The 18,506-nt window shown below is 41.5% G+C and carries 17 protein-coding genes; 9 read left to right on the forward strand and 8 right to left on the reverse strand.

The features are described 5' to 3' along the window. Nucleotides 1–243 precede the first annotated feature (243 nt). The gene (locus AC4PG5_RS03515) at nucleotides 244–564 is read left to right on the forward strand and encodes a nitrous oxide-stimulated promoter family protein (RefSeq protein WP_492030078.1); all 321 of its coding nucleotides are present in this window, start codon (nucleotides 244–246) and stop codon (nucleotides 562–564) included. Nucleotides 565–620: 56 nt separating this feature from the next. Here the strand turns inward: AC4PG5_RS03515 and AC4PG5_RS03520 are convergent, their stop codons facing one another. After that, complete coding sequence (locus AC4PG5_RS03520) at nucleotides 621–1,505, reverse strand: hypothetical protein (protein ID WP_492030079.1); 885 nt, start codon at nucleotides 1,503–1,505, stop codon at nucleotides 621–623. A 732-nt stretch (nucleotides 1,506–2,237) separates the two neighbouring features. Here AC4PG5_RS03520 and AC4PG5_RS03525 point away from each other — a divergent pair. The 3 genes from AC4PG5_RS03525 to dnaB all read left to right on the forward strand — a co-directional run bounded on the left by AC4PG5_RS03525 (nucleotide 2,238) and on the right by dnaB (nucleotide 5,760). After that, complete coding sequence (locus AC4PG5_RS03525) at nucleotides 2,238–2,537, forward strand: DUF4248 domain-containing protein (RefSeq protein WP_492030080.1); 300 nt, start codon at nucleotides 2,238–2,240, stop codon at nucleotides 2,535–2,537. 841 nt (nucleotides 2,538–3,378) lie between these two features. Then, a complete protein-coding gene (locus tag AC4PG5_RS03530) occupies nucleotides 3,379–4,143 on the forward strand; it encodes an LvrA C-terminal domain-related protein (protein WP_492030081.1) in 765 nt (254 codons plus the stop codon). A gap of 273 nt (nucleotides 4,144–4,416) precedes the next feature. Further along, nucleotides 4,417–5,760: a replicative DNA helicase gene (gene dnaB / locus AC4PG5_RS03535; protein WP_492030082.1), complete on the forward strand. Its 1,344-nt coding sequence runs from the start codon at nucleotides 4,417–4,419 to the stop codon at nucleotides 5,758–5,760. Between the two features lie 344 nt (nucleotides 5,761–6,104). On the opposite strand, the gene AC4PG5_RS03540 is transcribed toward dnaB, so the two are convergent. The 5 genes from AC4PG5_RS03540 to AC4PG5_RS03560 form a co-directional block, all read right to left on the reverse strand. Continuing rightward, nucleotides 6,105–6,494: an ASCH domain-containing protein gene (locus tag AC4PG5_RS03540; protein ID WP_492030083.1), complete on the reverse strand. Its 390-nt coding sequence runs from the start codon at nucleotides 6,492–6,494 to the stop codon at nucleotides 6,105–6,107. Continuing rightward, the gene (locus AC4PG5_RS03545; RefSeq protein ID WP_492030084.1) at nucleotides 6,466–7,518 is read right to left on the reverse strand and encodes an N-acetyltransferase; all 1,053 of its coding nucleotides are present in this window, start codon (nucleotides 7,516–7,518) and stop codon (nucleotides 6,466–6,468) included. The genes AC4PG5_RS03540 and AC4PG5_RS03545 overlap by 29 nt, the downstream gene beginning before the upstream one ends. Nucleotides 7,519–7,982: 464 nt before the next feature. After that, entirely contained in the window at nucleotides 7,983–9,482 is a 1,500-nt protein-coding gene (locus tag AC4PG5_RS03550; protein WP_492030085.1) for an alpha-L-fucosidase, read from the reverse strand. Nucleotides 9,483–9,662: 180 nt separating this feature from the next. Next, the gene (locus tag AC4PG5_RS03555; RefSeq protein ID WP_492030086.1) at nucleotides 9,663–10,421 is read right to left on the reverse strand and encodes an Ivy family c-type lysozyme inhibitor; all 759 of its coding nucleotides are present in this window, start codon (nucleotides 10,419–10,421) and stop codon (nucleotides 9,663–9,665) included. A 16-nt stretch (nucleotides 10,422–10,437) separates the two neighbouring features. Next, nucleotides 10,438–10,935, reverse strand: coding sequence for a YcxB family protein (locus AC4PG5_RS03560; RefSeq protein ID WP_492030087.1), 498 nt, complete (start codon nucleotides 10,933–10,935; stop codon nucleotides 10,438–10,440). A gap of 473 nt (nucleotides 10,936–11,408) precedes the next feature. Between AC4PG5_RS03560 and AC4PG5_RS03565 the strand changes: the two genes are divergently transcribed. Next, complete coding sequence (locus AC4PG5_RS03565; protein ID WP_492030088.1) at nucleotides 11,409–11,774, forward strand: hypothetical protein; 366 nt, start codon at nucleotides 11,409–11,411, stop codon at nucleotides 11,772–11,774. 107 nt (nucleotides 11,775–11,881) lie between these two features. Here AC4PG5_RS03565 and AC4PG5_RS03570 read toward each other — a convergent pair whose 3' ends face one another. Next, nucleotides 11,882–14,257, reverse strand: coding sequence for a glycoside hydrolase family 95 protein (locus AC4PG5_RS03570; RefSeq protein ID WP_492030089.1), 2,376 nt, complete (start codon nucleotides 14,255–14,257; stop codon nucleotides 11,882–11,884). Nucleotides 14,258–14,568: 311 nt separating this feature from the next. On the opposite strand from AC4PG5_RS03570, the gene AC4PG5_RS03575 reads away from it, so the two are divergent. Then, entirely contained in the window at nucleotides 14,569–15,348 is a 780-nt protein-coding gene (locus AC4PG5_RS03575) for a GNAT family N-acetyltransferase (RefSeq protein WP_492030673.1), read from the forward strand. 66 nt (nucleotides 15,349–15,414) lie between these two features. On the opposite strand, the gene AC4PG5_RS03580 is transcribed toward AC4PG5_RS03575, so the two are convergent. After that, nucleotides 15,415–16,254 (reverse strand): SecDF P1 head subdomain-containing protein, encoded by an 840-nt coding sequence (locus AC4PG5_RS03580; RefSeq protein ID WP_492030090.1) that lies wholly within the window; start codon nucleotides 16,252–16,254, stop codon nucleotides 15,415–15,417. A 386-nt stretch (nucleotides 16,255–16,640) separates the two neighbouring features. On the opposite strand from AC4PG5_RS03580, the gene AC4PG5_RS03585 reads away from it, so the two are divergent. From AC4PG5_RS03585 to AC4PG5_RS03595, 3 genes are all read left to right on the forward strand, one after another. Further along, complete coding sequence (locus tag AC4PG5_RS03585; RefSeq protein ID WP_492030091.1) at nucleotides 16,641–17,132, forward strand: HU family DNA-binding protein; 492 nt, start codon at nucleotides 16,641–16,643, stop codon at nucleotides 17,130–17,132. A 539-nt stretch (nucleotides 17,133–17,671) separates the two neighbouring features. Then, a complete protein-coding gene (locus AC4PG5_RS03590) occupies nucleotides 17,672–17,962 on the forward strand; it encodes a hypothetical protein (RefSeq protein WP_492030674.1) in 291 nt (96 codons plus the stop codon). Next, nucleotides 17,959–18,429, forward strand: a complete 471-nt coding sequence (locus tag AC4PG5_RS03595; RefSeq protein ID WP_492030092.1) for an N-acetylmuramoyl-L-alanine amidase — start codon at nucleotides 17,959–17,961, stop codon at nucleotides 18,427–18,429. The genes AC4PG5_RS03590 and AC4PG5_RS03595 overlap by 4 nt, the downstream gene beginning before the upstream one ends. Nucleotides 18,430–18,506: the final 77 nt, after the last annotated feature.

Here is an 18,506-nt window from a genome sequence, read left to right on the forward strand (position 1 = left end):
CTTTCGTTGTAAAGCATTTACCCATACATGTAAATGGAAAAGAGGTTTATTTAACCCATTTTCTACGATTATGTGTAAGTAAGTTTGTTGTCTACTTAGTTTGCTTCATTCGTTTCATTATCAATGTCTTTCTTATTATATATTAGAGATCAATTCATTACAAATATAAGAAAACTTTTAGACTAACTTCTATTTAATTGTCTCCAATTTTTAATATCATTGTTAAATGTTTATTTTTGCAGAATGAAGCCATTGCGTATAGAAAAAGAGAAAAGGGTTGTAGAGAAGATGATTCGCTTATACTGTAAGCAAAAAGGGCATCACCCCGTTCTTTGTGCGGAGTGTGCCGAGTTGCTAAGTTATGCCTTCGACCGATTGGATCGCTGCCGGTACGGTGAAGCGAAGCCCACTTGTCGCCAATGCCCAACCCATTGTTACAAACCGTCGATGCGACAGCAGATGAAAGCCGTGATGCGTTATTCGGGGCCTCGCATGCTGATCTATGCGCCAATCGACGGGGTGAGGCATTGGTGGAAAGAGTGGAGAAGGACTAATCGGGGGTGACTGTAGGCCAAATTACCTTATCGTTTCCATCTAATTTGAAAGGCAATTTGCAAATCTTATTGGTTATAATTGTTATCATTAGTTACGTAAGCTTCTATACACAGAATGGAAATTCCATCTTCTGATAATATTGGGCCATCTGTATTTTGATTATTTGTAATTTCCTCTTTATAGGTTGACAACATACTAATGATGTCATCGGATGCTCTTCTCTCATTTTTAAAACCACTTGTACGTAGATTGAAAACAGAGGTTGCTGATATTTCCAATAAATCCCAAATCATTCTTGACCAATGATCCGTTTTTATTGGCTTTGAAGAAAAAGTTCTGCCAGTGTGAAGCCCCATTAGGTCAATTAATACTGAGGCAAATAATTTTGAAGCAACGAGGGTCTTGTCTGGCATAGCACACCCCAATAAAGGTGAATCATAATATGGGGATTCACCAATTAGTAAATATTGCGCACCGGGAGTAATGGTTTTAGGAATTACACTTCTAATTTTTCCATTGAGCTTACCTGCTCTAGCGTATTTAAATCTTGGCCATTTAGTGTATAGCAATAGCTGATGTTGATCGTTAGAATGTACGGTTGTCCGGTAAATATCTGTTGTTTTCTTCGCTTGTAATAATAAAGCATTACATACATCTACATTTTCTCGTATTTCTTTATACACGATAAGCAAATCTCCTATTTCTGGTTTTTTTTCACTTCCTCTTGAGTTGCAAAACTTAGCCAATGGTTTTTGATGAATGAAACATCCCCCAATATTAAACTTTACGCTTGGAACCTCAGATTTTAATATATCCGAAAGACTGTTTGGCAATTTTTTCATTAACGCAGCAATATAATCTGGTTCATGTTTAGAGACTAAGCCTTCTATTGAGCTTTTAATAGCATCATCTATTTTTGATGATAGTTCGGCGTCATTTTTCCAATTCATAATCGTATGTTTATTTTAGATTTAAGTCATACAAAAAGTGTTTTTATGTCCATTTATAGTCGATTATCTCATTTTTGATGATTGATCTTTTTAACTCATTAACGAACTTTACCCACAAAAATAATAAGTAAATTTATCACGACATCAAATTTTTCCATCTTTTTTCTCTTTTTTTACGATGATATAAATCCCGTTTTAGTTGTTGTAATAAATAACCATCTTGTATATAAATTTATATTGATCTATTATATTTTATGAAGTCAATCTATTTTGTTTTATAAAATTATCAATTTGTAATTTTGTAGAGTTGCATGAAGTCTTTTTCTGTTTTTCTATAAAGCCGTAATAGAGTAGGAGGTAGCGTCTGTTAGCATAATCAATTATGAATTAATTTATTGAAATGAATATTAAATTACAAAATTTTAAATTGCAACTTTATTTATACTTTAAATAAAGTTGCAATTTAAATAAGTTTTCTTTATTTATGAAGAATCATTAAAGATGAGAAAGTTCTCCAATTATTACAAATTATAGTAACAAATAGACACCTAATATCCTGAGTAAGAGTTTAAACAAACGAGGATGCGGTTTGTAATAAACAAACCTAAAAATCTGGTTTATATTACGTTCAAAAATTATAAAAATGTAAAGAAATAGATTCAATTTTATATTAAATAATTTGTTTGTTTTTGTAAAACTATATAGCTTTGCATATCGTTAAATCAAATAATTATGGAACAAAAAAATGAATCAGAAAAAGCAACTGAAACGTTTTATCGTATTGAAGGTTTCATTTACTTTTCTAAGTTATCGTTTATGTACTTTCCTAACCTCAAACACATAGAGTCTGCTTGCAAACGAATGAGGGCAGAGATTAAGAAAAACGAAGTGCTGTATGATGAATTGCGTGATGCGGAGTACACAGACAAAACATTGCGTTTGACCCCTTTGCAACAGGATATTATTATTCATCATTTCGGTTACCCGGTACTCAAACCCAAAATCGACGGCGTGGCCGGCAATGATTTGTGATTTTCTTTTTTAGCCCGAACGATGGTCGTCGATCTTGTTCGGGCTTTTTTACTTTCGGCTCTTTTTGTTTTCTGCCCTTTTGCCTTTTGGCCTTTTTGTTTTTTTTATATTTATATATTCTCTTCTTTTTATATATGCCAGATCCCGTGCCACCTTCCGTCTACGATGGATTCGTAATATACTGATAACTTGTCTGTTATCAGTCAAAAAGTGATGCCAGTAGTTGTGCACCTATAAGGTTCCGGCGCTGATTTAAAACAAACATCTGATAATCAATACGGTACAAGCGTTTGAAGCAAAATTTAAGACTTGCTCTTCCTGCTGTTTTTGGGGGTCATGCCACCAAGATGCAATTTTTCGCCTTTTTCGACTTCTCCTTGGCTGTCAATCAGCCGATAAACGTTCCGCTGCGACTTTTGGGATCGCTCAAATATGAGATGCCGAATGACGATTGTCGATGCTCGTGAGGTAGAGCGGAACACCCGCCATATTAACCGATCGAAATGCGACATTGTCCTAGGAAAATAAGGCATTGTCGTACGAAAAAATCACATTGCGGCATAAAATTCCGACATTGTGGTAGAAAAATAGGGCATTGCGGCATTTTTATCGTCATGTTGGCTTGTTAACGGGCGATTGCATTTTTCCGGTCACAACATGTCGTCCACCCGGATAACAGGCGACTAAACTCAATTTGACCCACTGAAAAAGGTTAAAATAGATTAAAAGAAAGACTGTTTTGGACCCAATCTGATCAACCCCGACCAATTACAATTCTCCGATTTGCATTTCCTTTTTTCGCACAATAACTTCGCGATAAAACCTTAAAAACGATATAAGCATGGAAAGCAATGTAAATCTCAAAAGCAATGTAATTCTTAAAAACAATACAACACTCAAAAGCAATACAACCCTCAAAAACGATACAGCCCTCAAAGACAATACAAACGCGGGAAAGTGTAAAGTCAACTGGTTGCAAGATGGGTACATCTCTGTGCCCCGAATATTGTTTCGCCAAAGAACAGAAGCCGTCCCATTAACGGAGGAAAAGGCGTTGGGACTGACTCGCGATGAAGTGTTGAACTTGATCATCTTGATGAGCTGTGTGAACTACAAGGACTGTGTGCTGATTTGTCCGAATGGCAAAAAGATAACGTGTTGCCGGGGGGAAGCGGTGCGCTCCATCACGACTTGGGCCAAACTTTTTGAGTGCTCAAGGGGATCTGCGGAGCATTTTTTTGAGAAGATGTGCCACTTGGGGTATTTGAGGCAGGTGAGGAATGGGACGTTGAGGTATCATTTTGAATTGGTGGGATACAAGGAGTTTCTGGATCAGAGAATGCCTTTGTCTGAGAAACCGATAAGAGTGGGGGATGAACCTGATCCGCTGTTCGACACGTTTATGACGCGTTATCACGAGTTGCTTCAAAAACCGAAAACCGATAAGGCGCGGGTGATGAAGGCATGGCTACAGTTGACACCCCAAGAGCAGGAATTGGCCATCAAGAACATTGAGCAGTATGCTTATCATCAAGATGATCGACGGTTTATTCTGCATGCAGCCAATTATCTGGCTAACAAGGCTTTTCTGAATGAATATTTCTAAAGGAACTTTAATCGAACTAAGACCTGATCGAAATCAAATTTAATTAAACAGTCAAAACTAAACAGTCAAAACCAGATAATCTTAATCAAACAATTCTAATCAAACAATATTAATTACGCAATATTACTTATGCAGTTTTAATTACGCAGTCAAAACTAGAAAATCTTAATCAGATAATCTTAATCATACAATCAAAATCAGATTAGGATTAAATCAACATCAGACTAGGATTAAATCCAAATAAAACTGAGATTAAACCAAAATCAAATGATCATGAACAACGAATCTGTTGAAACCGAGGAAGCCGTCATTGGGGCTTGCCTCGTTGAAGGCACAGCCCTGCCTTTAGTTGCGGACAAATTACGTCCGGAGATGTTTTACAAGAATAGTCATCAACTCCTGTTTAAAGTGATGCTCGACATGTATGGGCGTGGCGATAAGATCGACATCCTGACCGTGAAGGAAGCTCTTCTGAAAGAGGGAAAGCTCGAAGCGGTGGGTGGTCCGTTTGGTATTGTGAACTTGAGTTCGAGGATGGGATCGGCGGCACATCTGGAGTATCATGCGGCCATCGTGAAACAAAAATATATCCGTCGGATGATGACGGTGGGGTTCAGTAAGCTCTCGGCTCAAGCGGTCGACGAGACGATGGATCTGGGCGACGTGATGGTGGCGGCGCACGACTTGATCGACCGTATGGAGAATGAGTTTGGCGGTGAGGAGCATTTGCGGGACATGCCGACGTTGATGAAGCAGTCCATCACCCAGGCGGAGGATCGTGCCGCGAAGAATAAGGATGGGGTAACCGGCATTACAACGGGACTCACGGAGTTGGACGGGCTGACTTCCGGATTGCAAAACGGAGAGCTGACGATCATTGCTGCACGACCTTCGGTCGGCAAGACAGCCTTTGCGCTTCATCTGGCACGTCGGGCGGCAGAAACGGGACATGCGGTGGCGGTGTATAGTCTGGAGATGCAGGGCGAACGGTTGGCCGACCGTTGGCTGGTCTCGGCCTCGGACATCAATCCGCGCAACTGGCGTAATGGGACGTTCTCCGACAAGGAGGGTCAGGCGGCGCGACTCTCGGCCGGGGAGTTATCTAAACTGTCCATTTGGGTGGACGATGATTCGAACATGTCGATGGAGCATATTCGGCACTCGGCCAGACTGTTGAAGAGTCGTGGGGCGTGCGACATGGTGGTGATCGACTATTTGCAGTTGTGCGACGTGACCGACCGCGAGAATGCGAAGCGTACGCGTGAGCAGGAGGTGTCGCAGGCTAGTCGCAAGGCGAAGTTATTGGCCAAGGAGTTGAACATTCCGATCGTCTTGTTGAGTCAGCTGAACCGTGAGGTCGACAATAAGATCGGAGGGCGTCCGGAACTGTCGAACTTGCGTGAGAGTGGTTCCATCGAGCAGGATGCCGATACGGTTCTGTTGTTGTATCGTCCGGCCTTGGCGCATCTGACTTACGATCTGGAGACGCATCTGTCCACCGAAGGGCTAGGGGTGATCTTGGTGGCTAAGCAGCGCAACGGGGAGACGGGCCGCGTGAACTTCCATCATAACAGGTCGTTGACGCGTATTGAGGATTATCCGAAAACGACGATCTGAAAACAATGCACTCCCTTACTTCGCTAGGAAAGCAAGGGGGGGCTTTTCATGACTAATCTTTAATTATGTCTTAGTTCTTATTTTATTGCCCTCAATGATTCACTTGAGAATGATGTGGACAATCGCTTTGTTTTTATAAGGCAAGAGCCTCTCTTTTAATTCAGCTCATTTATGAAATAGAGAATTCACGGATAATACAGATTTTATTTAAATCGATAGTATAAGACACTGTTTTTTGAATACGAAAGTTTAGGCTATAATTTTTCTTCGCAAAAATAAAAAAGGCACTTAAGAGTAAAAATCTCTCAAATGCCTTATTCTTTTTATCAATTTATAGTTTGTTTTTACAGAGAAGCAAATTCTTCTTCTATGTATTTGAAAGATTGAGGTGCGACAAAGGATTTTATGATTTCGATTGGATTTTGAGGCTTATTGTATAACTTGGGAGAAGTTATTTTTAAAGCATATCCTTGTTTCCTTCCCTCAAAATATGAATCAAAGAAAGTTTTAGTAATGCCTGAGAATTTCTGGGTTTTTTCCCATAATGCAGATGGCGAATCCACTATAATTTCTTCAATGGTGAATTCTCCAATAAGCATCCCAACCGGTTTAGTGGAATAGACAATAACCTGATCTACTTCTTTTGTAAAAATAGATTTTCGGTATTCATACTTTTTTGTTCCTAAGAATATTTTATCTGCAAATTCAGGCTTTATTGATAATAAGACTTTCATTTATTTTTCCGTTTTTTAATATTTTATCAAATTGATCATCGGTCAGTTTTAGAAACCCCCAATATTGGTCTTCACTAACTCCAAAATCAATCATTTGTCCTCTTGTTACTCTTCGATAAAGAGCGGCATTATAAGTCATCTTTATAACTACCGTCTTATCCATTTTATACCATTCTCTTAAATCTTTCTCATTAAAAATACTATATGCATTTGTGTATTTAATAAACTCTTCTTCTGTTCCAAAATCAGAAGGTCTCTTAACTTCTTCTACTACACAAACAGAAGTTCCTACACTACGAAATTTAGCAGGCCCTAAATTATCTGTAGTCCGATATATCAATAGGAGATCGCCTTTCTTTAAATCTTCTGTGCCTTTCATAAAGCATAGATAAATTTTATGGATGCTATTAGTATGTGATATATCTTTTACTAGAGTTTCTTGATCTGCCTTCTCATTAAATAATATAGAATCAGGGAATAGTTTGGTGTGATATTTTGGCTTTATTGACAGTAAAAATTTACGTTTTCCTGTCGTCTCTATTAAAGGAAAGTCTAGTAATAAATCTCCCGAAACAGTATTCATCTTTTTAGTATAAACCAATTCAGGGGGATTTCCTTCACCTTTTGTCCCGTACTTCTTAAAACCATATTTCTCAAATAGCTTAATTAGCCCTTTATGTTTCTCAAATATAGTTACATATATCTCATCAACTCTGTCAAGAACGGCTCTGTCTACTATTTTCTTTACAAATCGTTCTCCTAACTTTGTGTTATGTGCATCTATCTTGAAAGTTCCAACCTTCAATCGGTGAGCTGGTGGCATATTAGGAGTTATATCGATTAATGCTTCATCTTCATTTTTCATATATAGAAATCCTTGTAAATTTCCCGATTGATCTTTTTGAATGAAAACACTTTCTTTAGCTTTCTTTTTATACCAATTTTCAAATCCCGGATAGTCCTCCTTTAGAGAATCAAAAAAACAATCATTGAGATCTATCTCATCAAATTTTTTAATTTCCATACTCTCATTTCTGTGTTTTTATACTAATAATAAGGTTCTTATACTCTATATTCATCGACTTTTACGATTGTAAAATCTTAATTGATTAGCAATTAGATTATTGCGTAAAAGAGACCAACATTAAGTATGTAATTACTATGTAAAGATAGTATTTTTATTTATTCATATCCATTATTTCTTAAATAATGAAACGCTTTTTAAAGTCTCAGCAAATAAACTTGTTTATTATGATTACTATTATTCAAGGAAGAAATAAATTTAAAACTAAAGTGTTTATACGTTACCAAAATATTATATTCAAAAGTTTAAAGACTAAACTTCTGCGATCTTTACGCTAAACCTTCGTGACTCTAGCAGATAGATCCATATCAGTTTGGTTCATTATTTAGATATCGCTCGTTTAATAAATTGCCTTATCATTCCTCTATATTACGTTTACTAATAACTTTAAAAGCTTAATGATTTTATCGGTGACTGATCTTGAAAGCCCAAGCAGCGTATCCCGTCGGACGATTCTTTTTCGAGAGATAGATCGTTGCAAAGCCTTTCTTGCCGATCTTGAATGGAACCACCTGATTGGTGCCCACCACGCTCACGACACTGTTCTTTTTAATCAGTGCGGAAGGGATCACCACCTGACCGGGGGCTGTCTCATTATCGGTCTTCGACAAAACAATGGCATAGGTTGAGCCATCTCTTTTTTGAGTAAAGAAGACATTGCCGGTTTCGTAAGGTGCGATGGGACGCGTGCCGTAAATCGCTTCTCCATTCACTTTCAGCCAACTGCCGATGCTGTCTAAGACTTCGACGGTTCGTTTTGAGAAGACACCGTTATAGTCGGGCCCAACGCCTAAAAGTAAGTTCCCGTTGCGGGCTGTGGCCTTCACGAGATAACGGATCACTGTTGGCGCACTCTTCTCTTCACCCAGTTCGGTCCACGCCCAGCCGTGACCACCAAGCGACATACAAGCCTCCCAAGCGTCGGGGCAATAGGCTTTAGGCATTTGATGAACACCTTCGGGAGTGATATAGTCTTCGTATCCGCCACCATTGCAGCGGTCGACAACGAGCATGCCGGGATTTCGTTTGCGGGCTTTGGCGGCAACCGATGCAAGGTCGAAGCTGCTACCGCTCACCTGACCGCCGTCGAGCCATAGGATGTCGACTTTCCCGTAGTCGGTGGTCAACTCTTCGAGCTGATCGCGGGTGAATTGTGCAAATCGCTCCCAGACATCGGGGAATGCTTTACGGTCGTAGTTCTCACATCTGGTGGTCGGGCGACCGAATTGTGGAGCCCAATAGTAAGGCACGTTCCAATCGGCTTTCGAGAAGTAGATACCCGTCCACAAGCCGTTGTCGCGTACTTGATCGAGCATCTCTTTCATGACGTTGGCGTGTTTGTTCGTCGAGTAGGGACAGGCTTCGGCGGTTATTCGGTAACCGGTGGTCTTGGTGTCGAAGAAGCAAAAGCCATCGTGGTGCTTGGCATCGACTACAATATATTTTGCGCCGGAGTTCTTCATCACGGAGACTTGCTCGCGAGGATCGAACTGTTCGGGGTTGAAAGTCTTCATCAGATCTTCGTAGGCTTTTCGATAGGTATCCCAATCGGTTGCTTCGCTGAATGGTCTCGGACGGCGATTCCAGTCGAACCGTTCGGGACAGAGGCTCCACGACTGGTCGATCGTTTTAAAGAGCGTTTGAGTACCCCAGTTAAACATGATGCCGAACTTAAGATCTTGAAAGTCGGTGAGCTTCTCAATGGCTTGTTGGTCGCGTGGGGGTTGCCAGTCTTTACTAGGCAAGAAAGCTCCGGCAAATGCGTTCTGATCTTTAACGACGATGATGGAGTCGGCGGACGAACGGTTTACAACATTGTTTGTGGTGATACGTGGGATGGTGGTCCCATAGGCTTGCATGGCTGCAAAGGCAAAACTGAATAGAATTAGGTTTCGTGTTTTCATCTTTCTATTGATATTTTTGTTTCTATGTTTTTCATAAAAAACAAAAATATCAATAAAACGGTAGTTCTTGACACTTTGCAGCTAAAAAATGCTTTTTGTTGTTTGAATAATTGTTTGAATAAATGTTTTAGGCTACATACAACAACTCCCTGACTTCGCATAGGAAGCAAGGGAGTTCTTTCATCCTTTTCCCTTTTCGGAGAACGTTTGAACTTTATCTTCTACTGAAACCATCACTTTCAGATTATCGTTGTTTGCATCATATACAAGGGTCGTCTGAAATCCCGCACAATCGTGTTGTTTGCAACCGGAGGTTTTATATATGCCATTTTCACATGAAATGGGCGTTTGAGTATTGAATTTCTCAACAATCTCTGAATACCTATCACCGGTCAGTTGCTTAATTCTTTCTGTAATCGTATTATCGCCAAAGAAATCAACAATATCATGCGGGTATTTTCCTACATTTTTAGTGAGGATATTCTCCGGTTGAGGAGCCGTCCAACCATATAACTTATAATTAACGGTATCTATGGCAATGGCCGTATTATTAACATAGTCGCACACCTGACAGTTTTCAACCTCTTTCTTCCACCATGCAGGAATCTCTATCCCTTGAATGGATTCTACTTTATACTCATTTTCACGAAGACGCAGATTGCCGGGTAGAGATTTGATCTTAAATGAAAAAATGCAGGTGTTTAGATCTAAATTGTTTTTTAAGAAAATATCTTCTATATTTTCATTGACCAACTCATTGGGAATCCATCCTTTATCGAATAACTGAGCATTCTGGGCTTGTTGGTAGGTCTTGAATTTTGTTGTCGATTGATCGCACGATGAAACCGTAATCGAAATGACCGCTATGAGCAGTATAGTTGCTTTCTTCAACATGGCTTTTGTATTTATTTTGTTATTAATTTCTGTTATTGATTTCATTCTATTGTTATTTTCTCTAATCCTTTCTTAATTGAGACTTTATGGGGTGTTGACCGATCATTGCTCTCAATTCCTGTTTCTGATTTCCAATGCAACGCTTGGGAATGGAATGCGCAGAAGTCTGGTTTTCATAAAACAAAAACCAATTCTTTCGTTCGACTATCTTATACAATTTGTCCCAGTTGACTTCGGCTTTAAAGGATTCACCGATCATGCAAATTTTATCGGGATCAATCTGATAAATAATCTCTTCTTGGATACGAGAATGGGTCTTGAAAGTCTTCTTTGCCGAAAAATAAATTATAATGGGGAAGAAGAGAAGAGGAACGATTGAAAATCCGATTAATATTTCTATCGAGGGTAAAGTCAATAGCTCCATAAAATGTAAGAGAATCAAGGGGCAAAGCAAGATACAAACGGCATGGAATATGATCATCCCTTTTTGACGGTAGGAAAGGATATAAATGAGTTTGATGTATTCTTTTAATTCGATCTTTGTTTTAATTTCTATCATATTGTTCGTTTTTTGATTTAAGTCACTTAGTGTGACGAAATTCCGGTTTATAGTTATTGTTGTGTAGGTCTATTGTTTAGGTTTGTTTACATATAAGCCTCTCATCCCGTGGAACTATCAACGACATGTTTTCTCGGACAAAAATAGAATAAAAATCCAAGGATATTGCTTTTCAAGCAGAGCAAAATGGTTGCATTTGAAATTATTATTATTTTTTAAAAGACGTTCTACTTTTCAAAAAGACTTGTTCAAAGACAGATAAATGTAAGATGAAAAAACCGCTTTATGCTTTGTCGGACTTAAGTTCAAAGAGGTGGGGGCAAAGATTTTAATCGATATTTAGGTCTGTGTATCAAATAATTAGTATTTTTACGAGGCGAGTTGGGAATAAGATAGACCCCCAAAAGATGCACTATCTCCTAATATCGGAGGATAGGTGTAGTTTTGTTGTTAATAATTAAAAGAAAAAGAAGATGGAAAATTCAAAACCGAAGTTCACAGCAACAATGACCTTGCCCAAAAACGGCAAACAAGATTGGTCGAACATTATGTATGGAGAGACAACAGTACCATCGGATATGGATGCCGGAAGTCCTATTGTAATGGCTTCTGCCATATTTGAAGATGGGACAAGTGTTTTAGGAGGAGTGCTGAAAAGTAATGACCCAACAGATTATAATATTAAATTCATGTGGGTTTTTGATAAATCTGGGAATCAATACCCTGGTTGGCCTATTGATACCAGCGACGAGGAAGATTTTTTTAGTTCCGGCTATTATTTTTCGTTAACAGACAGTGAAGAAGATCAATATTTGCTAAACATAGTAGAAGCAGATTGATATGCTGAACTTTACACAAAAAAGCATTGGGTGAATCGAAACAAAACGCTCGATTCACCCCATATTTTTTTTAGAATAACTCTATATAGTTATCGTCTATTCTTTCCTTACCACACAATCTGGTAAACCATGCCTTTTTTCGTCTTAAACTCGATCAGGTCGTCGCCAACGCTAGTGTATTTCACCCGTTTGCCGCGGCTATCTGTGATCTGTGCGTTTTGGATATTGTGGTATTTCAATCGGCAGAGCTCTCCTTCGTTCGATTGGATCGAGAAGTGAGTGGCACAACCCTTATTCCAGTCGGCCGACACTTCGAAGTTTCCGCGAGCCTTCAGTCCCTTGAAAGAACCTTTTGCCCAAGCCTCAGGTAGCGCAGCCAACGGCTCGATGAATCCTTCGTGACTCTGTATCAGCATCTCGGCTACTCCGGCTGTTGCTCCGAAGTTCGCATCGATCTGGAAAGGAGGATGCACTCCCCACAAGTTCTCGGAGGTGGCTTTAGATAGGATGTACTGATAAAGTTGATAAGCCTTTTCACCATTCTTGGCTCTGGCCCATAGGTTCTGACGGTGTGCCATGGCCCAACCGGTCGACTTGTCGCCACGTTTTTCGAGAGTGACGATCGCAGCTTTCATCCATTCCGGAGTGCAGCTGTTGATGGTCGATCCGGGATACATCGCACATAAGTGAGAGATGTGTCGGTGAGTGTATTCGCCGATATCGCCATACTTCTTTTCTTCGCGGAACTCTTTGATCTGACCGGACTCACCAATCTGGATGGCATCGAGCTGAGGGATCTGTCGCTCAACGGTCTTCAAGAACGGATCGTTCAGGCCTAGAATCTTGGAAGCTTTCAGTAGGTCTTGATAGGTTTCGAGAATCATGCTCTGATCGAAGATACATCCTTTAGTACGGTAGTTCTCTCCTTGATGACGCTGTTCGGGTGACGACGATGGGTCGACGAGCAGTGTGCCGTCGGGCTGTGCCTTTAGAGTCTTCGACAGGAATTTAGACATGCCCAACAAAGCCGGATAGACATGCTCTTTGAGCAATTGTTTGTCGCGTGTAAAGTCGTAATAATCCCAAAACAGTTTCGTGGTGAATCCGCCTGTACCCGGTCCGGAATGCCCTCCGGGACGTTCGATGTTAAAGACGGTTGCTCCGGTACCGATGGTCCATCCGTTCTCTTCCGCTACCGGGTCAAGTACTTCGGGGTTGTTGGCCTTGATATACTCCACGGCTTTTTCGACGGCCGACTTGCGGAAGGCTTCGTTGTAGGTCATGTAAGAGTCGAACAGTTCGCCTAGATTGGTATTAAAGGCCGGCCAGTAGTTCATCTGCACATTGACGTTATGCCAATAGCCACCCGACCACGGAGAGTAATCGTATTGTGTCCATGCGCCTTGTAGGTTGGGGGGAGGCGATCCGGCACGTGAGGAAGCAATCAGCAGGTAACGTCCATATTGGAAGAAGAGTTCTTCGAGGTACGCATTCGACTTGCCCAAACGGTACTGGTTCAGTAGTTTGTCGGTTGGGATAGTCGGGATCTGATCGGTCAGATGGAGATCGACCCGGTTGAAGAAGTGTTGGTAATCGGCTATATGCTCTTTCCGTAAGCGGTCGTATCCTTTTTCTGTGGCCCGCTCGATGCGTTCTGTCACCAATCGGTGGGGATGTTCGTTCCCTTTGAACTTCTCGGCGTTGGGACGTAAGAAAACGCTTTCATTGAGTTGGTACGACGTGGCTGCGGCGATGTACAGCACCACACTGTCGGCATTGTTCACCTCGATGACGCCGTTCTTTCCGACGGTCTTGCACGAGCGTTCGCCATTGAAGTTGACCACCTTGATCTGACCTTCGTATGGCAACCCGAAGTATTGCATCTCTCCACCCAAGGTGATGACATCCGACTCCGCTTTCACGGCTCCGGTACGTCCGTCTTGTGTCTTGTCGAATGGACGCAGATAGGGGATCTCCGGACGCAGCGTGAACGAGATCATCTTAGGACGATCGGCCTTCAGCTTAACGGCAATGATCCGATCGGGATAGTTGGCGAAGTATTCGCGGGTGTAATGCACACCATCGTGGTCGTAGCTGACGGTCGATATGGCTTCGTTCAGGTTCAGCGTTCGTTTGTAGTTCTTTGCCGAATGGTGACGGATGTCGAGGTAGATCTCTGCAAAGTTGGTGAACCCGCCAAACCGATAAGGACCTTTATTGCCCAGAGTCTTCTCGGATAGCTGAATGCGTTCGGTGTCTGTGCGTCCGAAAATGCTGGCTCCCATCGCTCCGTTGCCAATAGGAAGCGACCACTTTTCCCAGTCTTCATCGTAGGGAAACCCTCTGGCTACGGTGTAGGTGAAATCTCCTCCCCGGTTGTAAGCGGGACGGTCGTACCATAACGAGTACTCCTTGCTCTGACTATGAGCCGGTAAACAGAGGCTCGTCAGAAGGAGTAGAAATAAGGTCTTACTTTTGTTCATGTAGTAAAGATTTTAGTTGTGTCAATTGAGTAACAAAGATAAAGAATTGTCTATAATAATACTAGTCGTCTTTTTTTAGGTGATGTCATAGGAGTTAAGGGGAAGTTGAGCCTATTCGGCTGATTGTTAGTTGTTTTTAGCTTATCTTGAGGGGCGGGTAAACTGAACGATTGTACAAATAGTACAAGTAAAATGGATGTAATGGGCATGAAATAGTTCGGTCGATAGAGAGAAGGATGGGATTTAACTGTAGAGAAATGAGTATATTTGCTCAAAAGAGTAAAATATTGAATAAAAGATCGAATAATATGATGGAAGCTAAATATTTGACATTGACGAAAGAGAACATCGATTCGGAACATATCTGTTGCGGATTCTCCGATAAGAAGTGTTCGGAGGGGTATAACCTGAAAAAGGCTTGGTTGAAAAAGGAATTCGACAAGGGGTATGTATTCAGACGATTGGAGGCACGGGCGAAGGTGTTTATCGAGTATGTGCCTGCCGAGAATGCTTGGATCGCGGTGGATGCACCGGGGTATCTGATGGTGAATTGTTTCTGGGTGTCGGGACAGTATAAAGGGCATGGTCATGCCAAAGCGTTGCTCCAATCGGCTATCGACGATGCTAAGGCACAAGGCAAGAGGGGACTGGTCACCGTTGTGGGGACGAAGAAGTTTCATTTTATGGGTGAGACGAAGTGGCTCATCAAGCAGGGGTTTGAGACGGCAGAGAAGCTGTCTGACGGCTTTTCGCTCTTGGCCTTGAAGTTGGATGCTGCTGCTCCCGATCCGACGTTTAAGGCGTGTGTGAGGAGCGGGGAGTGTGAGGATAAAGCCGGTTTGGTGATTTACTACACCAACCGCTGTCCGATGACCCATTACTACGTCAACGAACCGTTGCGGACTTTGGCAGAGGAATACGGAATTCCACTTAAAGTCATCAAGCTGGAGACCATGGAACAGGCGCAGGAGGCTCCGACACCGGCCACCATCTTCTCTGCTTTTTATAACGGAGTGTTTCTGACCACCGACCTGAGTCTGTGTACGCCTTCTAAGTTTGTGAAGCTACTGGGACTGAAGGCGCATTCGTAAAAACAAAAAAGAAAATCGCCTCAAAGTCAATGGCTTTGAGGCGATTTTGAGGTTATAACAGACGAATTATTCTTTTTTATCGATGATTTGCTTAAAAAGCTGTTCTGTTTCTTCATCCGAGAAGTTGCCGGCAATAATCACTTGATTGGTGGTGATCTCACTGTTTACGTTTGGCATGAATATGATGTGTTTGGCAATCACGAGGGCAATAGGGCGTCCGATATTGTTCTTTGTCAGCTCTCTGAATTTCAATGCACCGTCTTTGGTTAATGTCAATAAGATTTGCGTCTGATGGTTGTATGCCGAGTATTCTTTTTTAGCAGTTGAAACATCCTTGAAGGTTAACGATGGTTTAGCTTCGAGTTTCACGTCTTTCTGAGGTGCTGAATGGTCATAATCGACGGTTTGATAAAAACCGTTTTTGCGATCCACGGCTATAGGTTCGAACGCCTCTGTGATTTCGGCTGTCGATTCTGATTCAGTCAGTTGTTGCTTCAAGGTATTGATCTCTTGCTCGATGTCTTTGAACTGGTCACGGATCGTTTTCTGAAATCGCACCATATTGATCTTCTTATAGGTCTCGGTTTGCACAAAGTTGTATAAGACATCGATGTCTTCATTGCTAAAGTATTGGTCGAAAGCCGAATTTATCTTCTTGGTGACTGCTTCATCGGACAGTTGTTTCTCAATCTCGATCAACTTAAGACTGTCTTTGCCGGTCAGCTGACCTTTTAAAGCTTGGATATTGGAGGTGTACAACTTACTCCAAGATTCGGTGAGGTGCATGCTTTTAATGATGACTGTCGACTTTTCAGCGCGACCTTCGATGCGACTTGCTGACTGCCCATAGCTCATCAAGACAACGGATAAAAGGGATAGTGATAGGAGTTGTAATCTCTTTTTCATACTATAAATCGTTTAATTACTAAAAGTTCTTCTAACGCTTTTTAGATGCGTGGAGGGCAAATATATATAAAATAGTAGAGTCCACTTGCTTATCGATCGAAAATATACGTATAGAAAAATAACTATTTACAGAACTTTATGATATCTTTTGGTGTTTATAACAAATGTTCAATGGAACGGGGAGTGAATCGCATCTAAGAAGGAATATTCTGACTTTATTTAATCAGATCGCCGTTCTATTTCCGGTAGTCAATCTAGTTTGAAAATAAAATGATTTTTTTTGAAAAAAAACTAGAAAAATACTTGACTTTTATATTTTCATGATGTATCTTTACGGTGTTGTTCGAACGACGAGAAACCTAACCTAAACCTTAATTATTATTATCATGGATGTTGTATTGGAGCGTTATAAACGCCCAAAACTTATTGGGAAGAAAGATTCCCCAATGTTGTACTATCTTCGTCAAAAGACCGGAGATGTTAAAATGATGAAAATTGACAGTCTATCTGAAATTATTGAGTCAAAAACGTCATTAAGCGCAAGTGATGTAAAGCATGTCATTGAAGAATTGGTCGATCAGATTCGACTCGCCGTCACCTCGGGCATTAAAGTAAAAGTCAACGGACTGGGGATCTTTTACCTGAGCTTGAGATGTAAAGGCGAAGCGGATGAAAAGGAGTGTGGCGTGAGAAGCATCCACCATGTGTCGGTGAGTTTCTTGCCTGATAGAGCTTTACGATTGGGTAATGCCAGTCTTGAAAAAGTGGAAAGTAAGAATAATGTGGCGTTCGATCTTTATAAACCGAAAGAAGAATCGACCACCGGTGGAGGAACCGGCCACACCGATGAAGGCGAAGCTCCTGATCCGATTGGATAAAGCGCTAATGAGAAAAGGAACGACCGAATAAGATCGGCATTTTGAAAGTCAAAAGAAGATAAAGATGAAGAACGTCGAAAAGACGTACGCAAAATAGTTTAAGATAATGTACAGGAGTGTACGATTGTAGAATCTGCTTATTAAACTGTCTCAATCAGAGCCGACGGCTATCCGCCGACGAAACGCAGGCTTAATCGCTTTTCGCAGCGACGGGTGCCGACGGGTGTTTTAAGGGGGATAAATGGTTTACGAATCACTTCGTGAACTGTTGGATATCCGAAAGGCCGCGATTGAGGCAGTTTTTATTTTTCACCGACAGCGATCCGGATTATTCTGTTTGGATTGACGACTATACTGCTTTTATGTTGTTTTTAGACTATTTTTAGACTCATTTTATGATCATAAAATGATCAAGATTGACCGTCTTTTGACTCATCCTTAACGACCAACCGCTCACGGAGGTCGTGTCCTTTCCATTTCAACTTATCGTATTTAGTGTATTTCAACCAAGTGTTAATCGATTACTAATTACTATTGTCATGTTTAATAAAATCATAGAGATTATTATGGCCGTCATTCCGTTTCTGGGTAACCGGAAGAAGAGAAAGGAGATGATGGAGGAGGTGCAAGAGTTCAGCGAACTGGTCAAAGGGCAGTATGGCTTTCTGATGGAGCAGGTCGAAAAGGTGCTTAAGGATTATTTCGACCTGAGTGCAAGGGTCAAGGAGATGCATGCCGAGATGTTCGAACTTCGCAAGGAGCTGTCGGAGGCGTTGGCGTTGCAGTGCCGGAATAAGGAGTGTAACCATCGGCTGGGGAAAACGGAATGAGAACGATCGATCTGATCGTGGTGCATTGTTCGGCCACGAGGGAGGATAAGGAGTTTACGGAATATGATCTGGAGGTGGCGCACCGTCGACGGGGCTTTAATGGAACGGGCTATCACTTCTATATCCGTAAAGATGGAAGCATCAAGTCGACTCGGCCCATTGAGCGCATTGGAGCGCATGTCAAGGGATTTAATGCGCACAGCATCGGCATTTGTTATGAGGGCGGGCTCGACTGTCACGGGCGACCGAAGGATACGCGGACGGCGTGGCAAAAGCACTCGCTCAGGGTGTTGATCCGGACGCTATTGGCCGACTATCCGAAGTGCAGGGTGTGTGGGCATCGTGATCTGAGTCCCGACCGTAATGGGGATGGGGAGATCGAACCGGAGGAGTGGATCAAGCAGTGCCCGTGCTTTAATGCGGAATCGGACTGGGATCTGAAGGAGTCTCCGACGCCTAAGAGATAAGCGTTTAATAGGCGCTTAATATGTAATAGACGCTTAGCATGTAATAGACGTGGAATATGAATAAGCCTGTAATAAAC

The sequence above is a fragment of the Bacteroides sp. QWL-09 genome (genome assembly GCF_058683585.1).

Bases quoted from the DNA above. Each gene is read 5' to 3' on its own strand.
- AC4PG5_RS03515 (WP_492030078.1), top strand. From the start codon at position 244: ATGAAGCCATTGCGTATAGAAAAAGAGAAAAGGGTTGTAGAGAAGATG.
- AC4PG5_RS03520 (WP_492030079.1), bottom strand. From the start codon at position 1,505: ATGAATTGGAAAAATGACGCCGAACTATCATCAAAAATAGATGATGCT.
- AC4PG5_RS03525 (WP_492030080.1), top strand. From the start codon at position 2,238: ATGGAACAAAAAAATGAATCAGAAAAAGCAACTGAAACGTTTTATCGT.
- AC4PG5_RS03530 (WP_492030081.1), top strand. From the start codon at position 3,379: ATGGAAAGCAATGTAAATCTCAAAAGCAATGTAATTCTTAAAAACAAT.
- dnaB (WP_492030082.1), top strand. From the start codon at position 4,417: ATGAACAACGAATCTGTTGAAACCGAGGAAGCCGTCATTGGGGCTTGC.
- AC4PG5_RS03540 (WP_492030083.1), bottom strand. From the start codon at position 6,494: ATGAAAGTCTTATTATCAATAAAGCCTGAATTTGCAGATAAAATATTC.
- AC4PG5_RS03545 (WP_492030084.1), bottom strand. From the start codon at position 7,518: ATGGAAATTAAAAAATTTGATGAGATAGATCTCAATGATTGTTTTTTT.
- AC4PG5_RS03550 (WP_492030085.1), bottom strand. From the start codon at position 9,482: ATGAAAACACGAAACCTAATTCTATTCAGTTTTGCCTTTGCAGCCATG.
- AC4PG5_RS03555 (WP_492030086.1), bottom strand. From the start codon at position 10,421: ATGAAATCAATAACAGAAATTAATAACAAAATAAATACAAAAGCCATG.
- AC4PG5_RS03560 (WP_492030087.1), bottom strand. From the start codon at position 10,935: ATGATAGAAATTAAAACAAAGATCGAATTAAAAGAATACATCAAACTC.
- AC4PG5_RS03565 (WP_492030088.1), top strand. From the start codon at position 11,409: ATGGAAAATTCAAAACCGAAGTTCACAGCAACAATGACCTTGCCCAAA.
- AC4PG5_RS03570 (WP_492030089.1), bottom strand. From the start codon at position 14,257: ATGAACAAAAGTAAGACCTTATTTCTACTCCTTCTGACGAGCCTCTGT.
- AC4PG5_RS03575 (WP_492030673.1), top strand. From the start codon at position 14,569: ATGGAAGCTAAATATTTGACATTGACGAAAGAGAACATCGATTCGGAA.
- AC4PG5_RS03580 (WP_492030090.1), bottom strand. From the start codon at position 16,254: ATGAAAAAGAGATTACAACTCCTATCACTATCCCTTTTATCCGTTGTC.
- AC4PG5_RS03585 (WP_492030091.1), top strand. From the start codon at position 16,641: ATGGATGTTGTATTGGAGCGTTATAAACGCCCAAAACTTATTGGGAAG.
- AC4PG5_RS03590 (WP_492030674.1), top strand. From the start codon at position 17,672: ATGTTTAATAAAATCATAGAGATTATTATGGCCGTCATTCCGTTTCTG.
- AC4PG5_RS03595 (WP_492030092.1), top strand. From the start codon at position 17,959: ATGAGAACGATCGATCTGATCGTGGTGCATTGTTCGGCCACGAGGGAG.